This window comes from Paenibacillus sp. FSL H8-0104 (genome assembly GCF_038050215.1).
GTDB classification, from domain to species: domain Bacteria; phylum Bacillota; class Bacilli; order Paenibacillales; family Paenibacillaceae; genus Paenibacillus; species Paenibacillus amylolyticus.
Genome location: NZ_JBBOTC010000001.1, coordinates 52542 through 72814, shown reverse-complemented (window position 1 = coordinate 72814; position 20273 = coordinate 52542). Strand labels below are relative to the sequence as shown.

Sequence of the window (20273 nt, the reverse complement as noted above, 5' to 3'; positions counted from 1 at the left end):
GGCCGGTAGCCTCTAGCTGTTATAGAAGAACTGCGGAAATCCTGTTGATCCTATCCCTTACTGCCAAGATTTCTAGCAGGGCGGAGGTTTCCGAAAGTTTCTTTGTTCATAAATAAATCTTTTATATCCGAGTAAACGAGTAGGTATTTATTATTTTCATCTTATCAACGTTAACCCTTATTGTCAATATGAGTACTCAAAAAAAATACTCTGCCTTTGGCCCTAAGACCGCAGACAGAGTATTTTTATCAAGATGCAGCAGTACGATACAATCTTTGAATTCAGGAGGCAGGAATCTCGGACAGGATTACGGCTTCATACTTGTTACGCAGCATTTGCTCTACCTGCGGCAACGGATCAGCCTGACTCAGAGCCAGTTCCATTCGAATCTCCTCACGGACTTCTTCGGCCGATTGCACCTGGCGTTCTTCTTTATCATTAAGTCTGATAATAACATAGCCTTCTTCTTCCACTTGAACTGGACCAGCAATATTGCCTACATCCAGCCCGGCAGCAAGTTGAAGGATTTCTTCTGACTGGAATGGATCATTCTGCTCAATCCATCCCAGCCTCCCACCAGCATCACGAGAGAAGCTGTCCGTCGATTGACTGCGAGCAGCTTCTTCAAAATCTTGTCCCTTCTCCAACGCATCCAGTAAGGAATCGGCTTCCTCTTCTTCCTTCACTACGATGATGGACAAGTCATATTTCTCGGGGGAAACGTAATCCTCACGGTGTTCAGTCCAGTAATGCTCAATATCTGCATCCTTGATCTGTATACCGATCGTTGCGATTTTCTCAAGCAGCAGCCTGTACCCGGCTTCCAATTCAAGTTCCTGTTTCGACAGGCCCAATTGAGACTTCATTTCGTCAAAATATGATTTCTCTGAATCGTACCCATCCATCGCGGCGGCAAGTTCTCTTGCAATCTCTTGGGGAGTGACGATCAGCTTGCGTTCGATTGCTTCGGCATATACTGCTTTACGGTTTAACATCTGGAGTAATAACTCACTGCCGTAACGTCGTTTCAGCGCATCGGTCCACTCTTTGTCCGTGATAACTTCTCCGTTGATCGTCGCTACGGTGCTTCCTTCTTCCGTATTGGCATCATGGGGTGCATCTGCCTCGTCTTTACCCTGTCTGAGACCATGCATAGCCATCACACTACCCATGACCAGCATACCTAGCGTCAAGACAATTACAGCCGTCCACAACCCTTTTTCCTGTCTTGTCATTCCGCATCCCGTCCCCGCATAGATCAGTTCTTGGCTTGCTCTAGGATGGTCTCAAGTTGTTCTTTGTTAAAGTCATAGGCTTCATTACAGAATTGGCAGACCACTTCAGCCTGGCCCTCTTCTTCAATTAATTGCTCCATCTCCGTTTGGCCCAGGCTGATTAGTGTCTTCTCTACCCGCTCACGTGAACACTCACAGCTAAAATGAATATCCAATCCTTCCATCACTTGTACATCTGGCAATAATCGGCGAAGCAACTCTTCCAATTCAAGCCCCTGCTCCAGCAAAGTCGTCACTGGCGGCAACGTACTAATGGCGTTTTCGATCGCCGTGATCTCTGGATCAGTCAATCCCGGCAACAGCTGCATAATGAATCCACCTGAGACAATAACGGAATTATCCGTATCAACGAGCACACCAACGCCTACAGCAGAAGGAGTTTGCTCCGATTGCGCAAAGTAGTACGTGAAGTCTTCGCCCAGTTCTCCTGAAATAATAGGCACACTGCCACGATATGGTTCTTTCAGTCCCAAATCCTTCGTTATGTTGATGAAACCTTCCGTTCCAACCGCGCCTGCAACGTCCAGTTTCCCCACACTATTGCTTGGCAAATGTACATGCGGATTAGAAACATATCCTCGTACTTCGCCTTTCGCATTGGCATCAGCTACAATCTGTCCAATGGGCCCATCACCATTGACTTGTACCGTTAACTTCTCTTCACCTTTGAGCATTGCACCCATAATGGCTGCTGTTGTAACCGTACGCCCCATGGCAGCTGTAGCCGTGGGAAACGTATCGTGTCTTCTGCGTAGTTCCTCAACCAGTTCCGTAGTCTGGATAGCAAAGGCTCTTACCTTTCCGTTCATTGCTGTACCACGAATTAACCGGTCATGCTTGTTGTTGTTTTCCAAGTCATTCAGCCTCCTTTGGCGTATCGCCATAATAGTCGTAACACAGAAAAAACGGCACAACACTTAAGCTGTAATCTCAGCCCGCTGTATGCCGTCACTATGCTCACCTTTCCCGGTTCCGCTCATATATAATACGCAGCCCTTCAAGCGTAAGCAGCGGATCAACTTCCTCTATACTACGGGTTTCTTCTGCGATAAGTGTAGCGAGACCACCCGTCGCGATAACTCGGGGCTTCGCTCCCATCTCCTCGCGAATACGTTCTACAATACCATCTACCTGCCCTGCATAGCCATATATAATACCCGCTTGCATGGCATGAATTGTATTACGGCCAATGACCTTTTTAGGTTTCTCCAGCTCTATACGAGGCAACTTGGATGCCCGCTCATAGAGCGCTTCAGTGGCGATCTGAATGCCAGGTACAATAGATCCCCCCAGGTAGTGACCTTTCTCGTCAATACAGTCAAAGGTCGTTGCAGTACCGAAATCGACCACGACGAGAGGGCCGCCATACTTCTCAACGGCTGCCACTGCATTAACAATACGATCCGCACCCACTTCACGAGGGTTCTCGTATCGCAGGTTCAAGCCAGTTTTGATACCAGGCCCAACGAGCAAAGCTTTTTTGCCTACATACTTCTCACACATCGCTTCGATTACATTCACCAGTGGCGGAACCACAGATGAGATGATGACACCTTCGATGTCACTTGCCCTGATGCCGGACATATGAAATAAATTATAAATCAATACGCCGTATTCATCCACTGTAGACTGACGTGATGTACTCAGACGAAAGTGGTGCAGCAATTCCCGGCCTTGATATACGCCGAGCACCATATTGCTGTTCCCCACGTCTACAACTAGAATCAAAGAGGTTCACCCCTCTTTCTTTTCATTTAAATCCAGACTAATATCCAGGCTCTCAAAGGAATAGGTTAACCTGCCAACCGAAATTACATCCACACCACTCTCTGCAATACCACGAATGGTCTGAAGTGACACGTTACCGGATGCTTCAACCTTCACATGAGGAGCCTGTTCACGAATAAGTTCAACCGCTTCACGCATCCGCTCTGGATGCATGTTATCCAGCATAATGATATCTGCCCCGGCTTGCAAGGCTTCTCTCACCTGCTCCAGATTTTCAGTCTCCACTTCAATCGTCATCGTATGTGGGATAACGGTTCGCGCACGCTGTACCGCCTCGGTGATTCCGCCTGCACCCTTGATGTGGTTATCCTTAATCATAACGGCATCGTACAGTCCAAATCGATGATTCGCTCCGCCACCCACGCGCACTGCGTATTTCTCAAGTAGTCGGTGGCCCGGCGTTGTCTTACGTGTATCCACGAGCCTGGTCTCAAGACCATCCAGCACATCCACGTAGGCACGCGTACGCGTAGCTATTCCGGACATACGTTGCAGCAAGTTAAGTGCCAGTCGTTCCCCCGTAAGCAGTGAATGTGTACTTCCCTCTACCTCGGCCAAAATCGTGCCATGGGTAACCTTGTCTCCGTCTGTTACCTTCGGTGTAAATACAAGATCAGGATCAACGACTTGAAATACAAGTTTAGCTACGGTCATGCCTGCAATAACACCATTGTCTTTGGCGTGTATAATGGCCTTGGATTGGTTGCCTGCTGGAATCGTCACACTTGTTGTAACGTCACCTGCACCAACATCTTCACGAAGCCAGTTTTTGATTGATTCGATAAGCCCTTCATTATATCCATTCAGTATCATGACATCAATTCCTCCACAATCGCTTGTTCTCGCTGTTGCAGACTATGCTTCTGCCACACGATATCATCACGCGCCGGGAAATCCTCACGATAGTGAGCCCCCCGACTCTCCTCGCGGTGTAATGCCCCGCTGGTAACTAACCAGGCACAGGTCAGAAGGTTGGCATACTCCAGCTCTTCCTTATGAGTGAGTGTCTGATCAAAAAATTGCAATTCCTGTTGCAGCTTGTCCATGGCCTTCTGCAGGTCCTCACCATTCCGGCGCAAGCCTACCTGACGAACCATCATTTTCTGTAGTCGTAAACGTCTTTCAGATATAGGTTTTTGCTCTTTCATGATCTTGCTATTCATGTTATTCATGTCCACAGATGAAGGCGCAGCCCCTCTTGCTTGTAATGAACCGAGCGGGGAAAGTGATTGAATGCGATCAACAATTCTCCGGCCAAATACAATCGCTTCTGACAAGGAGTTGCTTGCCAGACGGTTGGCTCCATGCACTCCTGTAGAAGACACCTCGCCACAAGCAAATAATCGGGAGATGCTGCTCTCTCCACTTAAATCCGTTTTCACTCCACCCATCATGTAATGGGCAGCAGGTGCAACGGGAATCCAGTCCGTTGTCATGTCCAATCCATAACGCATACAAGTCTCGTATATGGTAGGGAACCGATGCTTGATCATCTCTGGCTGTTCATGTGTAATGTCCAGGTACACAAAGGTACTGTTGGTAGACTCCATCTCACTAACAATCGCTCGTGCCACGATATCGCGTGGGGCCAGCTCAAGCTGGGCATGATAACGATCCATGAAGCGCTCACCCTTCACATTGCGCAAATATGCTCCTTCGCCGCGTACGGCTTCTGACACAAGGAAACGCGGGGCCCCAGGGTAACATAGAGAGGTGGGGTGGAATTGGATAAATTCCATGTCACGAACAATAGCCCCAGCCCGATAAGCCATGGCTACACCATCGGCAGTAGCTACATCCGGATTCGTCGTGTATCGGTACAGTTGTCCTGCCCCACCAGAACAAAGAACGGTTGCCTGTGCCTTCACGAACACTTGCGATCCGTCATCCTTCTGAACCAGAGCGCCAATGCATTCCCCTCGATCTCGATCCGTAATTAGGTCAACAACAAAATGCTCATCCCAAACTTCAATCCCGGGATGCTCATTCACTTCAACAGCAAGCGCACGTACAATCTCATATCCTGTTGCATCTCCGTTGGCATGCAAAATACGGCGGTGGCTATGCGCACCTTCCTGCGTCAACGCCAACTCGCCGTTCTCCAGATCAAATAAAGTACCCAAACGAATCAGTTCCTTCACTCCGTCCGGCCCCTCATTCACCAATACCTCTACCGCTTCGGAGCGGCATAAGCCCGCTCCTGCTACAAGTGTATCCTGCAAGTGGTAAGCAGGTGAATCATCCTCAGCAATAACCGCAGCAATTCCTCCCTGCGCATATCTGGTGTTACTTTCAAGTAATGACTTCTTCGTGATCATTAATACACGTTGTTGTTCACTTGCCTTAATGGCAGTAAACAAACCAGCAATCCCTGAGCCTATAACCAGTACATCCGTCTCTACCATGGGTAGGGCAGACAGATCAAAATCAACTAAATATTGCGGTATCATGTTATTCACCTGTCTTGGAGCAAGAGTAGCGCATCCTATTTTACCAACAACATACGCTCTAGTGATTCTCTGGCTTTGTCGGCAACGGCCGGTGGCACGTAGATTTGCGGCTTCATCGTTTCCAGGCATTTCACCAGTTTCTTCAAGTTGTTCACCTTCATGTTGGGACATACGAGGAACTTGGTAGCAAAGTGGAACTGTTTATCCGGGCTATCCAGACGAAGCTGATATCCTGTACCATCTTCGGTACCTACGATAAATTCCTTCGCTGATGAATTTTTGCAATACTCCAGAATAGCTGTTGTGCTGCCTACAAAATCACCCATTTCTACAACCTCAGGGCGACACTCTGGATGGACAACAAACTCTGCATTTGGATGCTTGGCTCTCATCTCCACCACATCTTTGACTGTAAGCATATCGTGAGTGTTGCAGTAACCTTCCCAGATAATCATTTTCTTGTCTGTATGCTGCTGCACATAATGTCCCAGGTTTTTATCCGGTACCCAGATAATTTCGTCGGAATCCACCGATTGAATAACCCGGACTGCGTTCGCTGATGTACAACAGATGTCAGTCTCTGCTTTGATCTCAGCCGAGGAATTGATATACGTAACCACCTTGGCATTAGGATGTTGTGCTTTTAATTTGCGTAGTCCATCCACATTCACCATATCTGCCATTGGGCAGCCCGCACGTTCGTCCGGGATAATAACTGTTTTATTTGGCGCAAGAATTTTAGCGCTTTCACCCATAAAATGAACACCACAGAAAACGATCACATCCGCATCTGTCTGTGCTGCCTTCTGGGCTAACAGAAATGAATCTCCACGGAAGTCGGCAACCTCCTGTACTTCGTCACGTTGATAATAATGGGCAAGAATAATGGCATTACGTTCCTTTTTCAACACCATAAGCCGCTCACGCAGCTCGCGGTTCATCTCAGCCTTGCGCTCTAAAGCCAGAGCTTCCACCTGTGATCCTCTCCTTTATCGGGACAGCGTCATGCGCTGTTTCGTGGGCTAACCTAAGTCGTTATCTTCGCTTGAGAAACGAATCACAAGCGGTTTAACAACTAATTTACACAACGTTCACGACTCTGTCAATAAATGAAAAAGGCCCGGAACAGCGCTGTAACCACCTGTTTGCTAACTGGTTCGCCATCTAACTCCCGTTTATCTTTATCTATCCTCTTTTAAAATAATGGATAAAAAAAGAGAGCCCCGAGGGCTCTCTTGATTTCACCTGCTATCATAGCCAGATGTATTATGCATTAAGACGTTGGCTTAGTTCCGCCATCATCCGGGTTATTGTTATTACCCTTTTCCAGATTCGGAGCTTCGTTTGGAATATCTCCGGCTGGTGGCTCAGGCGTTTCATCTTTACCTTGAATACGAACACGCACATCACCGATGGTGTCGATGATTGGCTCTCCGCCTTCAGTTGGCGTGCCTTCACCATCATTGTCATTCTCTGCTTTTGGAGTCAAAGAACCTGTTTCGATCAATTGCTTGATCTGATCCATTTCCAAAGTCTCAACCTCAAGCAAAGTCTGAGCGATCAGGTGCATCTCTTTTGAATGTTTAACAAGCAAGTCCTTACACTTCTCATAACAGTCATTGATAAAGCGTTGCATTTCCTGATCAATCTCGTAAGCAATGGAATCTGAGTAATTCTGTTCATGACCGATATCCCGACCAAGGAATACCTGTCCTTGTGAACTTCCGAATTGCATAGGTCCCAATTTCTCACTCATACCGTATTCCATAACCATGCTGCGAACAATACCTGTCGCTTGCTGGAAGTCACTGTATGCACCAGTACCAATTTCTCCGATGAACAATTCTTCAGCTACACGACCCCCGAGAAGTCCGGTTACTTTATCCAGCAATTCCTGCTTGGTAACCAGCATACGGTCTTCTTTTGGCAACATGATTACATATCCACCCGCACGTCCGCGCGGAATAATGGTCACTTTATGTACCATATCAGCATGTTCGAGGAAGTATCCAACAATGGTATGACCTGCTTCGTGATAAGCAACGATTCGTTTCTCGCGATCACTGATGACACGGCTTTTCTTCTCCGTACCAACGATGACACGGTCAATCGCTTCGTCAACTTCCTTCATGGAAATATCTTTACGGTTACGACGCGCTGCAAGCAATGCCGCTTCGTTCAAGAGATTCTCCAAATCCGCACCAGAGAAACCTGTTGTACGCTTCGCGATAATATCCATCTTCACATCTTTGGTCAGTGGTTTATTACGGGAATGTACTTTCAGGACAGCTTCACGACCTCTTACATCAGGGCGGTCAACCGTAATTTGACGGTCAAAACGTCCTGGACGCAACAAGGCAGGGTCCAAAATATCTGCACGGTTCGTTGCGGCAATGATGATAATACCTTCATTAACTCCGAATCCGTCCATCTCAACGAGCAACTGGTTGAGTGTCTGTTCACGTTCATCGTGACCACCACCGAGACCAGCACCACGCTGACGTCCTACAGCATCAATCTCATCGATAAAGATGATACATGGGGCATTTTTCTTCGCATTTTCAAACAAATCACGAACACGTGATGCACCGACACCGACAAACATTTCCACGAAGTCGGAACCTGAAATAGTGAAGAATGGTACACCCGCTTCACCGGCTACGGCACGAGCGAGCAATGTTTTACCGGTACCTGGAGGCCCTACGAGCAATACGCCCTTAGGAATCCGCGCACCTACTGCTGCGAATTTACGAGGGTCCTTGAGGAAGTCTACAACCTCAACAAGTTCCTGTTTCTCTTCGTCAGCACCCGCAACATCTTCAAATGTAACCCGCTTCTTCTCTTCGTTGTAGAGACGAGCACGGCTTTTACCAAAGTTCATTACTTTACCGCCGCCGCCTTGAGCCTGATTAAACAGGAAGAAGAACAGCAGGAACATAATGATCAAAGGAATAAAGGAAGTCAGCAACGTCAACCAGATGCTGTCACCTTTCATTGGCTCCTGATGATATTGGAAATTGTTAGTTTCACTTGCAGCTACAAGCTCACTAATTGCCTCATCCGTAGGAGGAATATACGTTGAGAAATTTTCTGATTTGGCGCCATCAGGTGCCTTCTTGTATTGACCGGTCACGAGATACGTTTGACCGTTGAATTGAACCGTCAATTCAGAGACATTGTTGGCTTTGATCGCTGCACGCAACTGATCATATCTAGGATTATCGGTGGCTTCGCCGCCATTGCTGACGAACTGGACTATCCCCACCACAACTAAAAAAAGAATCAAATAAAAACCAGAATTCCGGATGAACCGATTCATCCCCTACCTCCTCTCGAGACACTTTAATTATTTTAACATAGCCCGACATGGCTTCTCAACAGAAGCCAAGAACAGCTCAAGGCTTGGGTCGGGCAGGATATTAGCTACTATAGACTTCCGGCTTCAAAATCCCGATATAGGGCAGGTTCCGGTACTTCTCCGCAAAATCCAAACCGTAACCAACGATGAACGCGTCAGGAATGTCAAAGCCTGTGTAATGAGCTTCCAACTCAACTTTACGGCCTGAAGGCTTGTCGAACAGCGTAACCACACGCACCGATTCGGCACCGCGGTTTTCTAGCAGTTCAATCAGATAGCTGAGTGTAAGTCCGCTGTCGATAATATCTTCGACAATCAGAACTTCCCGTCCTTCTACGGATACATCCAGATCCTTAATGATTTTGACAACACCTGATGACTTGGTGGAAGCGCCGTAACTGGATACCGCCATGAAATCCATTTCAACAGGTACCGTTATGTTTTTAACCAAATCAGCCATAAATATAAACGCACCCTTGAGCACACAAATGACCAAAGGATTGCGATTTGCATATTCGGCACTTAGTGTTGCGCCTAATTCCTTGACTTTACTCTGAATTTCTTCTTCACTGATCAATACTTCCTGAATGTCGTTCTGCAACTGTGCGAACCTCCTAAGTTATACTATGAAAGCCTTACCTGAACCATAACCACTACCCCTGAATCGCTGAATCGCCTACAGTCATGTACAGGATTGCGGAAGTGCCCTCCCTGACAGGAGCCACATTGGACCGTCGAACACCCGGTAACCAGATGATATGACCTGCTCCATCACATACCACAGGAATACGTGGACGGACAAATAGGGGGATTTTCTCATCGATGAAAATACTTTTCACCTTTTTGCTTCCGTTTAATCCCATCACTTTCATGGTATCTCCAGGTAACCGTGAACGCACAACCAGCGGCATAAGCAGTTGATCCGCATCAAACGCGGCTTGATCCGCCGATTCCGGTACATGATAGTCCTCGGGACTCACCGTCATCAACCGAATATACCGGTTAATTGGGGTGAGTGAAAGCTCATAAGTTCCACTCCATTGCGCAAGACGATACTCGTAAGATTGATCCTGTACGTCCGTCCGTATGCCAAAAGAAATCAGATTATACTCCCGAGTGCAGGCGAGTGTCTGTCCTATATCCAGGCTCCAGGTCGTCACATGGGTCTCCATGACCTTGCGCCGAATGGTTTCTATACGGGTAAAGTCGACAAAATCACTGTCCAAAGGCAGATAATTCAATATTAGTTTAATCAACCTTCGTTGTAAAGCGACATGTAACTTCAAGAAGGAAGGCACCTCAAAGGTTTGCCTTCCGCCGTTCACCTGCACTAGACACCTGTATGTGTCATATGCACTCTGCTCCATGAAATCGTCTTCATCACCCACAATTTCGGCAAGCCGATTCAATGACGGCGTGAGTTGTCCATTATACTGCCCCAAAAAAGGAAGCACATCCAAGCGAATGGCATTACGCCGATATTTACGCAGGGCGTTGCTCTCATCATTGAAATACATAAAACCCTGGGTATTACAAGCTTCTACAAGGTCTGTCTTGTTTATACGAAGGCATGGACGAATAAGTTCCACATTTTTTTCTCGTCTTTTAAACTTCATTCCTGAGAGTCCCGACAAGCCGGTTCCACGAAGCAAATGAAGCATGACCGTCTCTGCCTGATCATCCGCATGATGTGCCAAAGCGATGCTTGCCGCATTATATTTGGAAGCCACTTCGTGCAAAAAGGCATATCGCTTGTTGCGGGCTGCTTCCTGTGGTCCTTGACCCGTCAACTCCATATATGAAGGTACATCGGCCTTGGTCCATTCAAATGTAATACCAAGCTGTTGTGCCAGTTCCATCATTTTCTCCGCTTCATCATCAGATTCACTCCGGAAGCCATGATGCACGTGGGCACAGATCAATTCAAGTGGCACATGCCGCTTGCTGATCTCGTGCATGATATGCAAAAAAGCTACCGAGTCCGGCCCGCCCGATACTGCGACGACAATCCGATTCCCGGGAACCCATAACTGATGCTCTTCCGCTGCATCCAGCACGTTCTTCACCAGCATGTTCCAGCGTAAAGCCTCCATACCTGTTCCTCATTCCTTGCGTTATGTATATGCACTCTCACAGATCAGAAAAGTAGTGCATAGATGAGCACTCCAATAAGTAATATCACAGATACAGCGAATGCGTTCATAAGCCAGCGCGGTGTTGTACTTTTGGAACGACGGCGGAGAGGCGTGGGGCGTGCCATCATTTCCTTCCACCCTTGTGCCGCATGACCTGCATCACGAAACTGACCTCGTAATGCCTGAGTCGTCCAATTGCGAAAAGGACCCAGTCGTTCACTGCGCTCCACCAGCGCTACGAGCTGATTCACACTTCGCAGTTGCGGTAATCCTTCGGCCGCCAGTGCCTTGAGCGCGTCTGCTTCAAGTACATGAATCAATAATAATGCAAATGCAAATACATCATAGGTACCATCTGCCGTACGGCTGCCTGCATTCCAGAAGCCCCGATCATACCATTCGGTGAACTGTTTGACGCTTCGACCAATCGACGTAACTCCGCCGTAGTCGATCAATTCCACCTGCCCATAGTCGGATACCAACACATTCTGAGGTTTGAGATCACCAAACACCCATCCCGCCTGATGCAATTGTGCCAGCTTCTGCAAGAGTCTAAGTCCCACCAGAAGTGTCCAGTCTGTCCCCTGACGCCGAATAAAGTGATGAAGTGCCTCACCTCTAACGTAACGCATCACATAAAAGGGAATATCCCGGCCACGAACGGCATAATCATCCACATCTTTAAGATAGGAAGGAATGCCGCTCTGCCGAAGGGCCTCATGATTACGCTGTAGTTGAAAAGATTTGAGCACATTGACTTCCGATTGCAGATCAACCGGATCAAATCCCATTTTTAACGCGTAGTGTTTGCCATTTTCACCCCGTTGGACAAGAAAAACGATGCCATTAGCTCCTTTGCCCAGTAGCTTCCGAATCGTGTAACGACTGCGATTCCATTTCCCTGTAACCACTGTTCCTGGTGGGAAAGAGGCGTCAGACAACGTTGTCACCGAGCATCCCTTCTCTTTCAATGCGATAGTTCCCTTCTATTTCCTGCTGTTTCTCCAGTGTACCATAACGGTAAAAATCAATCACCTTCTGAATTGCAGGACCTGTCGGCGTTGCACCCTTCATCTGCAACCTTCCAAACAAGGACCGAACACGGCCTGGATCCGTTGTCCAGTCAATATCCATTACCGCATCTTCTCCACTGTGTCGTCCCGGAAAATGAAATACGGAAAGCTTGCTTTGACCTATACGCGCCTGCAAACTCAACATTAAATCGCGAATGCCTTCTTCTACCGCAGCCAGTTTGGGCTTCATGCTGGCACTGACGTCTATTAGCAATATAACCTGTAAGGCTGTAGTTTCAGCCATATCATCCATCACTTCCACGACCCGGGCGCGTTGTGCAGGCTCCAGATCGGTTACCGTTTTGGGCTCCTTCTCTCCCAAAATTTGTGTTAACTCTCTATTAACCGCCTGCTGAATGGTCTGAACCACCGTTTTTCTTGTCATCATCTGCATCGTATGGGCAAGCTGACGTGTACCTACAATTTGGCTGATTCCACCTCCGGCTCTGGCAATATCCTCAATCTCCCGGCTACCCAGCTCACCAATGGTTCCATAATCAATCACGCCAACCACATTAACCGTAATCCCCTCTTCCTGTGCTTCGGCCGCTGCCAGCACCGGACTTGGTCCTACATTGGAACAACCGTCGGTGATCAATAAGATTTGCTTCATCCGATATCCCTCCGTTATTCGTTACTCTCCAACTCTATGACTAGCATTGCCAGAATGAAGAGACTTCAAACAGAAGAATATGCAATTAACTGACAGTCCGTGGACGCTCCATCCGGTTGATGCCAGGCACACGCAGTGTGGCCCATTCAGGGCGGAAATGCTCTACTTTTCCAACAACGACGGTCATATCATCCAAGATCTCATGCTGCTGATATCTTATGACACTTTCAAGCAGGCAATCGGCCAAATCTTGCGGATCATCTGTATCAATCTCTTGAATGAGCCGTTTCATCCATAACTCTTTGTTCACCGCATACCCCGGTGCATCATAGATGCCATCCGTCATCATAATGAGGATATCCCCCGGCTGAAGCTGTACCGTCACCAGATCCACTTCAATATCCTTAATAATACCGATTGGCAAATTGCTGGCCGAAACCTGAATAACCTCCTGTCCTCGTTTGATAAAACTTGGCGTCGATCCGATTTTCATAAACGTGGTCTCTGCCGTATATTCATCGATCAGCGCCATATCCACTGTTGCATACATCTCTTCAGGGGAGCGCAGCATCAGAACGGAGTTCACGGATTTGATCGCCAGTTTCTCGTCCATGCCGGACTGTAGCAACTGTTCCAGTATGTTCAGCGCCGCGCTGCTCTCCATGCGTGCCCGTTCTCCATTGCCCATTCCATCACTGAGCGCCACCGCGAATGTACCGTTGCCTAACTCAACCGTACTGAAGCTGTCGCCTGACATCACATCTCCCCCTTTTGCGGCGGCAGCAACACCCGTGGTAACCTCGAAGGTTTTGGCCGAACCAAACGTGACGGTTGCCAGTCCCTGACGAGGATCGGTCATGGTCTCGTGCAAGACGGCAATATGCTCGTCCAGTACATCCGAGATCAGCGGAGCAATCATTTTCCGGCACTCATCGAATCCACGTGTATATGCATGTACAATCTCAATCTCTACATTGCCCGCTTCCAGATTGATGATCTCAATGGAGTGAATAGACAAGCCCAGTGACTCCAGTGCGTCCCGAATCTGCTCCTCCTGCTGTACCATCTCATCACTTTCCCGCTGAATTTCTTTGGCCAGGTCCTCCATGACCTGAGATACACCGGACAATTGCTCTGCAACCAGCTGCCGGCTATCGATAATTTGACGCTTCCATTGCATGTTATGTTGATGCAGTCCATACTGGGCACGCATGACTTCAAGGACCTCTTCCGGTTTCGCACACACCCTGTTCCAGTCGACTGGAATCTGCTTGCCTGAGATCTCAGGGTTTCCTTCAATCGTACTCATCACGTCCGTCATATATTTGTAGGTTTGAATAAACTTCGCATCCCAGCATTGTGTACGCTTGAAACAGCTTGCACATGTGCCCTCGGCAACCGCATTCATGAAATGGTCCATTCCACCTTCTTTCTGTACCTGCTCCCCTGCACCGGACATCTGATCAAAGCTACGTGACAGTTGACGGAATACCTGTGAGAACCGGGTTACCCGTTCTGCCGTGATATCCCGTATTCGTTTGGCATACTCATGCTGCGATTTGGTATGATCCTGCGTACCCGGTACATATTTGGATATCGCCGTCATCAGGCTTTTAGGTGTTAACATGAATAGTACGATAGCTGCACACGTCTCCCATAATGAGTTCATCACATCGCCCGGTCCGCCCAGATATATGGATAGAATGGACGAACCCAGCAGCATGCCCAGTGCAACCGCCGCACGTTTGCCTTCTCGAAGCATACCCGCCAGCATCCCGGCAAAAGCAAGCAGGCTCATCTGATACACCGCTGACATGTCAGCCAGACTAAGAATCAAGCCGGTAATGACCCCAACTGAGGCTCCAAGGGGGGCTCCGCCCACCAGCGCAAAGATTAATATGAGATAACGGGAGAGCATATGCTCGACGGATAAAGACTGAATGGTCCACCCTACGGCTCCCGTCATAACGGAAGCGAGCAATATGATCAGGCAGAGGATCTCCTCGTTCTTTAGGCTGAATTTTTTTTTGCGGTAGGTGAAGATCGGTATGGCTTGTATAAAAACTAGGGTGAGCACGAAACTTAATACCGAATCCATCGTGAGCATCAGCATCGCGTACCAGCTGAAGGATGGTCCAATCACAACCGCGAATAACTTGACCATAAATGTAGTCGTAAACACCATCGTTGGTGCATAAGATAACTCAGCACGATCATATGACTCCAGACCGCGGAAGAGCAGATAAAAGATGGCGATCTCCGATGCAACAATGAGTGGTACTGGAAACGGTGCAAAGAGACTACCTGCGAGTAGAGCGGCGCCTACCGGAATGATGTAATCCCTGCGCATGAAAGCAATTACAGCGAAGTAAGCAATGGCAAAGGGAGATAACTCATTCAGGATCATTGCCTTTCCGAGCAGGAACCCCATAAACGTAAGCAGCAGTACCCATTTGCGGGAAGCAACCATCTGGACAGCCTTGCGGGAGCCAAGCCATTGTTTCAGACGTACCGACAGCTCCTCCCGAGCTTCCGTACCTCCTTTACCTGCTTTCATTCCCGGAAATTGAATGACATTCCACTTTTCCATCATCCTCAAGGCACCCCATTCGATTAATTTGAATTTTCGTGTTTCGTTCTCGATGGTTCTGATTATAGATAGATTAGAAGACGTAGTTTGTCAGAATAGGTGGGCAGGGTCCAAAAAGTTTACGACAAAAGAAACAAGCCTGGCGCGGTGGAGCGAAACCCCCGGCCTTATTGTGGTTTCATTCATTCTCCTACTTGATTCCGACAATCGGAATGTCTGATTTTGAACCGGAGATGGTTTGGTCTCGCCACCATTTGAGCAGGATAACTGTGGAATGCCACGGAAACCTGTCGGTAAAAAATGGTAGACGACAAATGTTCTTATGGTTTCATTTTGCCGTGCAGAAAAACTGGGGATATGGAGCTTCACCTTACAAAAAAAGCTATTCAACTACTTATCTGTGAAAGAAACGCAAAAAAACCGTTAGCCCATGGGCTAACGGTTTTACTTATATGTTTAGATCAGGTTGTGACAGATTACACACGCTTGGCTCCACGGCCTCCGCGTTTGCCTTCTGTGTTCTTCTTAAGCGAAGAGATCCGCTCTTCACTATCTTTCAGGAAGCGTGACATTTTATCCTCAAATGAAGGTTTGCCTGCTGCGGGCTTGAAAGAACGGCCTCCGCGGTCACCACGGTTAAATCCACCGCCGCCACCACCACGACCTTGGCCACCACTTGGGCCTCCGCCGCTGAATCGTTCGCGATCTCCTCCACTGCGTTCCGGTCTAGGAGCTCTCGGGGGTCTAGATTGGGTTTGTTGCTCAACCGGTTTGTCAACAGCTTGCTTAATGGAAAGTCCGATCTTGCCATCCTTGTCAACGTTGATAACCTTCACTGTAACGAGGTCATTCAGCTTCAGGTGGTCGTTGACATCTTTGACGTAATTGTCGGCGATTTCCGAGATGTGAACGAGACCCGTGACACCTCCTGACAGATCCACAAATGCTCCAAAATGCGTGATTCCTGTCACCTTGCCCTCTAACTTGGTGCCCACTTCAATTGCCATAGAATAAAATGATCCTCCCTTAAAAATATACAACCCGATTTTTTGAATGCCAAAATCAATGCTGCGCTAATGTAATTATACCTTATGCCATAAACCAAGGTCAACTGAACACTACCCCATCAGAGAGCCTATTTTTTCCGGTTTAACGGCTTCAGACACACGGATAACAAACCTAGCTCGGTAATAGACCGAATTCCATCAGTTCCCTGACTCTTCAACCTGGATCGGCGTTTCCTCAGGAAGATAATATCCTTTTTTCCGTGCCAGCTGTCCTATGTATTCAGGGTCATTCAACCGGCTGACTTCGTACTTCAACTGTTCCAGCTTCTTCAACGTATCTTCCTTTGAAGCTTGCTGAGTGGCCAGATGAGAACTCTTGTCCGAAATTTGTGCATTCTGCACAAGGAATGTATATCCTGCCCATATTACAAATACAATCATAAACGTCATCCAAAGCATGAGGCGCCTTTTTGCACCGGCAGATTTTCCTTGGTTAGTTGGAGCCTTTGATCTGCCCACAGGTGTTTTACCCATTACGGACCTCCTTAAAACCAGCGTTTCCACATCGCTGCAATTCTTGTACCCACACGGATCATGAAGCGTGGCGTTACCCAATGTTTCAGGAGCGGCCTAAACATCCAGCGGAACAACTTGCCGAAAGGTACCAAACACTGTAGCACCAGCCTGCCCAGGAATAATAGTATCGCAATTACAAAACCGAATAATACGCGAATTAACTTATAAATTCCTTTAGCCGGCATAACGATCAGGATGTTAAGGATATGTCCACACCAATGAATCAGCTTTCTTGCGAGTTTAATTAACATTACCACAAAACGCTGGGTTGTAACACTTAAAAGCCAAAAATAGAAGCAAACCCCTATAATCAGCCCCAAAAAGACATAAAACCGCAACTGTCCGTGGTTTCCGGCGTATAGCATCCGAAAAACGAACAGCGCGGAAGCAACCCAGTACAACAGATCGAGCGTGTGAATACTCCATCTCGGAAACCGCAGCTGTCCGGACAGTACCCGGTAACTGTCGTAGGCCATTCCCATCACGACCCCCGAAGTAAGCATCCACATCAATGTGATCCATTGAGTATCCGGACTCATCGGAACATCTTGCCAAACAGGCCTTTACCATTTTTGGACTGGGAACCGGGGTCCAGATATTGGAGCGAACTGACTGTGCCTTCAATGGATAACAGACCTTCCTCCAGGCTCAGGTTTTTGATATGTAAATTGTGCCCCCGGATGGTCAGATGCCCAAGTTCAGTCTGCAGCAAAAATTCCTCACTGTCGAAGCTCTCCACGTTGGAGACACCCGTCAGATCCAGCAGTTTCCGATTCTGCATGCTCAGATGATGCTGTTTGGCCTTACCGTGCTCAACCATGGCATGTACCCCTCCTTCTTACACCTAGCTTATGGGTGTGGAGGTTGGAATAGAACCAGCGTTGTTGAACAAATAACCCGGCATCCAGTAAAAACAAAAACGCCCTTCCCTGTTACAGGAGGACGTTTCGATTCAACTTGCATTGAATGAATATTTAATACCAGATGTACTGTTACCAGTTCATCCCGTTATCCTTGGCGATCGGCTCTTCCTTCACCAAGGTGTAGAGGCTGCTCGCCTCATCCTTCTTGGTACTCTCGGCAATTCGTTCCACCTTCACAGTGACCAGTTTCTGACCGAACTGAACCGTCAGCTCATCGCCCACTTTGACAGCGGCGCTGGGCTTAGCTTCACGTCCGTTCACCAGAACACGTCCCTGTTCAGAGACGTCCTTGGCCACAGTGCGGCGTTTGATTAGCCGGGAGACCTTCAGGAATTTATCAAGACGCATTATTTTACGGCTTCTTTAAGTTTGTTGCCTGCTTTGAATGCAGGAACAGTGGACTCAGGAATCACGATTTCATTCCCTGTTTGTGGGTTACGTCCGGTACGACCGGAACGTTTGCGGGTCTCAAAAGTGCCAAAGCCGATCAATTGTACTTTGTCTCCGCTGGCAAGTGCATCTGTAATTTCTCCCAAAAAGCCGTTCAATACGGACTCAACGTCTTTTTTAGTCAAACCACTTTTGGTTGAAATGTTGTTAATCAGATCTGTTTTGTTCATTTTTAAAAGCCTCCCAAATTGAAAAAAAAGTATCTGCGATTCCTGACAATACATCGATTGCCGCTGATTCGCGTTAGGTCACTACACATGTATTCTGGCTTGGCATCTGAAATCCTGCCTTAGTCCGCGACTTTTTTTAGCTTTTTGTCGATGGTCCGCAGGCAACAGTCTAAGACCAGTACCCGAAACCATCCGTTGCTAAACACCTATCCCAGTCAACACAGATGAACACATGTTCGTATATCATAACACACTGCATAACATGATGGAATAAGGTTTATCGGTATTTCCCAGAAAATTGAACCCGTTATAATCCTGCCTTCTTCGCATCCTGCCAGAATTGCTCCATCTCTTCTACATTGCTATCTGCTGGTGTTCTTCCCTGTTCACGCAAACGCTCTTCGATGTACTGGAACCGCCCAACGAACTTGCGGTTGGTCGCAGCAAGCGCCTCTTCCGGGTCCGTATCGATGAATCTTGCAACGTTTGCGGCTGCGAATAATAAATCACCCAGTTCGAGCTTCCGTTCTTCCGCAGACTGGCCTTGTTGCACCGCTTCTTTCAACTCCGCCAGTTCTTCCTCGATCTTGGCAAACACACCTTCAACATCATCCCAGTCAAAGCCTACTTTGGCTGCTTTCTTCTGTAACTTGTATCCCTTCATCAATGCAGGCAAGTCACGCGGTATACCATCCAGCACGGAAACCTTCTGCTGATCCTGGCCTTTGCGCTTCTTCTCCTCTGCCTTCATCTGTTCCCAGTTCTGAAGAGCTTCATTCGCATCTTCTGCCTGATTATCGCCAAACACATGTGGATGGCGGAAGATCAGCTTATCATTCAAACCTTCGATGACATCATACACATTAAATGTACCCACTTCTTCTTCCATCTGGGAGTGCAATAAAATCTGCAGCAGCAAATCACCCAGCTCTTCTTTCATATGGTCGGGGTCATCCTCATCGATCGTCTCAATGACCTCATAGGTCTCTTCAATCAGGTTTTTGCGAATGGATTGATGCGTCTGCTCCTGATCCCATGGACAGCCACCCGGACTGCGAAGAATATTGACGATCTCATGCAAACGCGCAAAGGATCTGCGACGCAAGGCATCATCGGTGTTCTTCGGTACATAGATCAGTGACAGATTGCCGTACCCTTCGATCCGGTCCAGTTCGTGCAATGGAATCTTGTGAATGACCTCCTGACCCTCCACACCCAACGCATGACCCACAAATACCGGATAATCATCCGGGTAAACCTCCATCAGGCATAGCTTCACATCGGAAGCAGTGAACACATCGTAGACTTGTCCGATCAACGTATGTAGCTGTGGTTGTACCAGTTCCGTGTTCAGGCTGCTGGCATCCAGAAGTTGAAAACCTTCGATTGGATCGAATCCAAGTCGTATAAAAGCTTCATCTAGGAAGCTCTCCCCGCCCATCACACGCAGTGAAATACCCATCTGCGGACAACGCTCTTTGAGTAGGCGCACACTTGCTTCTGCCACCATGGGATGACCCGGAACGGCATACACAACTTCGGTTCCGGCCTCACCCTTACGAGCAGCCTCTATCAGTTGGTTTGCGATCTCATCATACACCTCGGGGAAGGAGGACTTCGCCTCATAGATGGCATCAAATGAGGTCATTACCAGTCCCTCTTGCTTCAGATCATTCAAAACGGGATGATCCAGGGTACGTACATACAGCGTAGCTGCATGTTTCATTTTTTTGATAATACCTACGGTCAGTTGGTCTGCATCTCCAGATCCAAGACCCACTACGGTTAAAGCTGCACTCATTACGTAAACCTCCATCCGGACTATCCTGTCCAGGCTCAATGATT

19 protein-coding genes are annotated in these 20273 nt (G+C 47.9%); all 19 read right to left on the bottom strand.

Annotated features, from left to right (window positions below; genetic code table 11):
- Positions 1 to 281: 281 nt before the first annotated feature.
- Positions 282 to 1235, bottom strand: a complete 954-nt coding sequence (locus tag NST38_RS00335) for a peptidyl-prolyl cis-trans isomerase (RefSeq protein ID WP_076254634.1) — start codon at positions 1233 to 1235, stop codon at positions 282 to 284.
- A gap of 23 nt (positions 1236 to 1258) precedes the next feature.
- Positions 1259 to 2179 carry an Hsp33 family molecular chaperone HslO gene (gene hslO / locus NST38_RS00330; protein WP_047844508.1) on the bottom strand — a complete coding sequence of 307 codons (921 nt, stop codon included), beginning with the start codon at positions 2177 to 2179 and terminating at the stop codon, positions 1259 to 1261.
- 73 nt (positions 2180 to 2252) lie between these two features.
- On the bottom strand, positions 2253 to 3023 hold the full coding sequence (locus NST38_RS00325; protein ID WP_341343757.1) for a type III pantothenate kinase: 771 nt from the start codon (positions 3021 to 3023) through the stop codon (positions 2253 to 2255).
- 6 nt (positions 3024 to 3029) lie between these two features.
- The gene (gene nadC, locus NST38_RS00320; protein ID WP_076254636.1) at positions 3030 to 3896 is read right to left on the bottom strand and encodes a carboxylating nicotinate-nucleotide diphosphorylase; all 867 of its coding nucleotides are present in this window, start codon (positions 3894 to 3896) and stop codon (positions 3030 to 3032) included.
- Positions 3893 to 5533, bottom strand: coding sequence for an L-aspartate oxidase (nadB, locus tag NST38_RS00315; RefSeq protein WP_076254638.1), 1641 nt, complete (start codon positions 5531 to 5533; stop codon positions 3893 to 3895). Before nadB ends, nadC begins: the two co-directional genes overlap by 4 nt.
- Positions 5534 to 5568: 35 nt before the next feature.
- Positions 5569 to 6507, bottom strand: coding sequence for a quinolinate synthase NadA (gene nadA / locus NST38_RS00310; RefSeq protein ID WP_036606114.1), 939 nt, complete (start codon positions 6505 to 6507; stop codon positions 5569 to 5571).
- 299 nt (positions 6508 to 6806) lie between these two features.
- Positions 6807 to 8852 carry an ATP-dependent zinc metalloprotease FtsH gene (gene ftsH, locus NST38_RS00305; protein ID WP_036606115.1) on the bottom strand — a complete coding sequence of 682 codons (2046 nt, stop codon included), beginning with the start codon at positions 8850 to 8852 and terminating at the stop codon, positions 6807 to 6809.
- 100 nt (positions 8853 to 8952) lie between these two features.
- Positions 8953 to 9492 (bottom strand): hypoxanthine phosphoribosyltransferase, encoded by a 540-nt coding sequence (gene hpt / locus NST38_RS00300; protein ID WP_017691352.1) that lies wholly within the window; start codon positions 9490 to 9492, stop codon positions 8953 to 8955.
- Between the two features lie 52 nt (positions 9493 to 9544).
- Entirely contained in the window at positions 9545 to 10984 is a 1440-nt protein-coding gene (gene tilS / locus NST38_RS00295; protein ID WP_076254640.1) for a tRNA lysidine(34) synthetase TilS, read from the bottom strand.
- 44 nt (positions 10985 to 11028) lie between these two features.
- Positions 11029 to 11976 carry a serine/threonine protein kinase gene (locus NST38_RS00290; RefSeq protein ID WP_036606117.1) on the bottom strand — a complete coding sequence of 316 codons (948 nt, stop codon included), beginning with the start codon at positions 11974 to 11976 and terminating at the stop codon, positions 11029 to 11031.
- Positions 11960 to 12712 (bottom strand): VWA domain-containing protein, encoded by a 753-nt coding sequence (locus tag NST38_RS00285; protein WP_091018321.1) that lies wholly within the window; start codon positions 12710 to 12712, stop codon positions 11960 to 11962. Before NST38_RS00285 ends, NST38_RS00290 begins: the two co-directional genes overlap by 17 nt.
- 85 nt (positions 12713 to 12797) lie before the next feature.
- The gene (spoIIE, locus tag NST38_RS00280) at positions 12798 to 15305 is read right to left on the bottom strand and encodes a stage II sporulation protein E (protein WP_179088724.1); all 2508 of its coding nucleotides are present in this window, start codon (positions 15303 to 15305) and stop codon (positions 12798 to 12800) included.
- Between the two features lie 473 nt (positions 15306 to 15778).
- A complete protein-coding gene (locus NST38_RS00275) occupies positions 15779 to 16309 on the bottom strand; it encodes a S1 domain-containing RNA-binding protein (RefSeq protein ID WP_017691357.1) in 531 nt (176 codons plus the stop codon).
- A 198-nt stretch (positions 16310 to 16507) separates the two neighbouring features.
- Positions 16508 to 16843, bottom strand: a complete 336-nt coding sequence (locus tag NST38_RS00270; protein WP_076254642.1) for an FtsB family cell division protein — start codon at positions 16841 to 16843, stop codon at positions 16508 to 16510.
- Positions 16844 to 16854: 11 nt separating this feature from the next.
- Positions 16855 to 17424 carry a spore cortex biosynthesis protein YabQ gene (gene yabQ, locus NST38_RS00265; RefSeq protein ID WP_076254644.1) on the bottom strand — a complete coding sequence of 190 codons (570 nt, stop codon included), beginning with the start codon at positions 17422 to 17424 and terminating at the stop codon, positions 16855 to 16857.
- The gene (yabP, locus tag NST38_RS00260; protein ID WP_036606119.1) at positions 17421 to 17705 is read right to left on the bottom strand and encodes a sporulation protein YabP; all 285 of its coding nucleotides are present in this window, start codon (positions 17703 to 17705) and stop codon (positions 17421 to 17423) included. The genes yabQ and yabP overlap by 4 nt, the downstream gene beginning before the upstream one ends.
- A 172-nt stretch (positions 17706 to 17877) precedes the next feature.
- Complete coding sequence (locus NST38_RS00255) at positions 17878 to 18156, bottom strand: RNA-binding S4 domain-containing protein (RefSeq protein WP_036606120.1); 279 nt, start codon at positions 18154 to 18156, stop codon at positions 17878 to 17880.
- On the bottom strand, positions 18156 to 18428 hold the full coding sequence (locus NST38_RS00250) for an HU family DNA-binding protein (RefSeq protein ID WP_017691362.1): 273 nt from the start codon (positions 18426 to 18428) through the stop codon (positions 18156 to 18158). The genes NST38_RS00255 and NST38_RS00250 overlap by 1 nt, the downstream gene beginning before the upstream one ends.
- A 307-nt stretch (positions 18429 to 18735) precedes the next feature.
- Positions 18736 to 20229 carry a nucleoside triphosphate pyrophosphohydrolase gene (gene mazG, locus NST38_RS00245; protein ID WP_036668465.1) on the bottom strand — a complete coding sequence of 498 codons (1494 nt, stop codon included), beginning with the start codon at positions 20227 to 20229 and terminating at the stop codon, positions 18736 to 18738.
- Positions 20230 to 20273 lie beyond the last annotated feature (44 nt).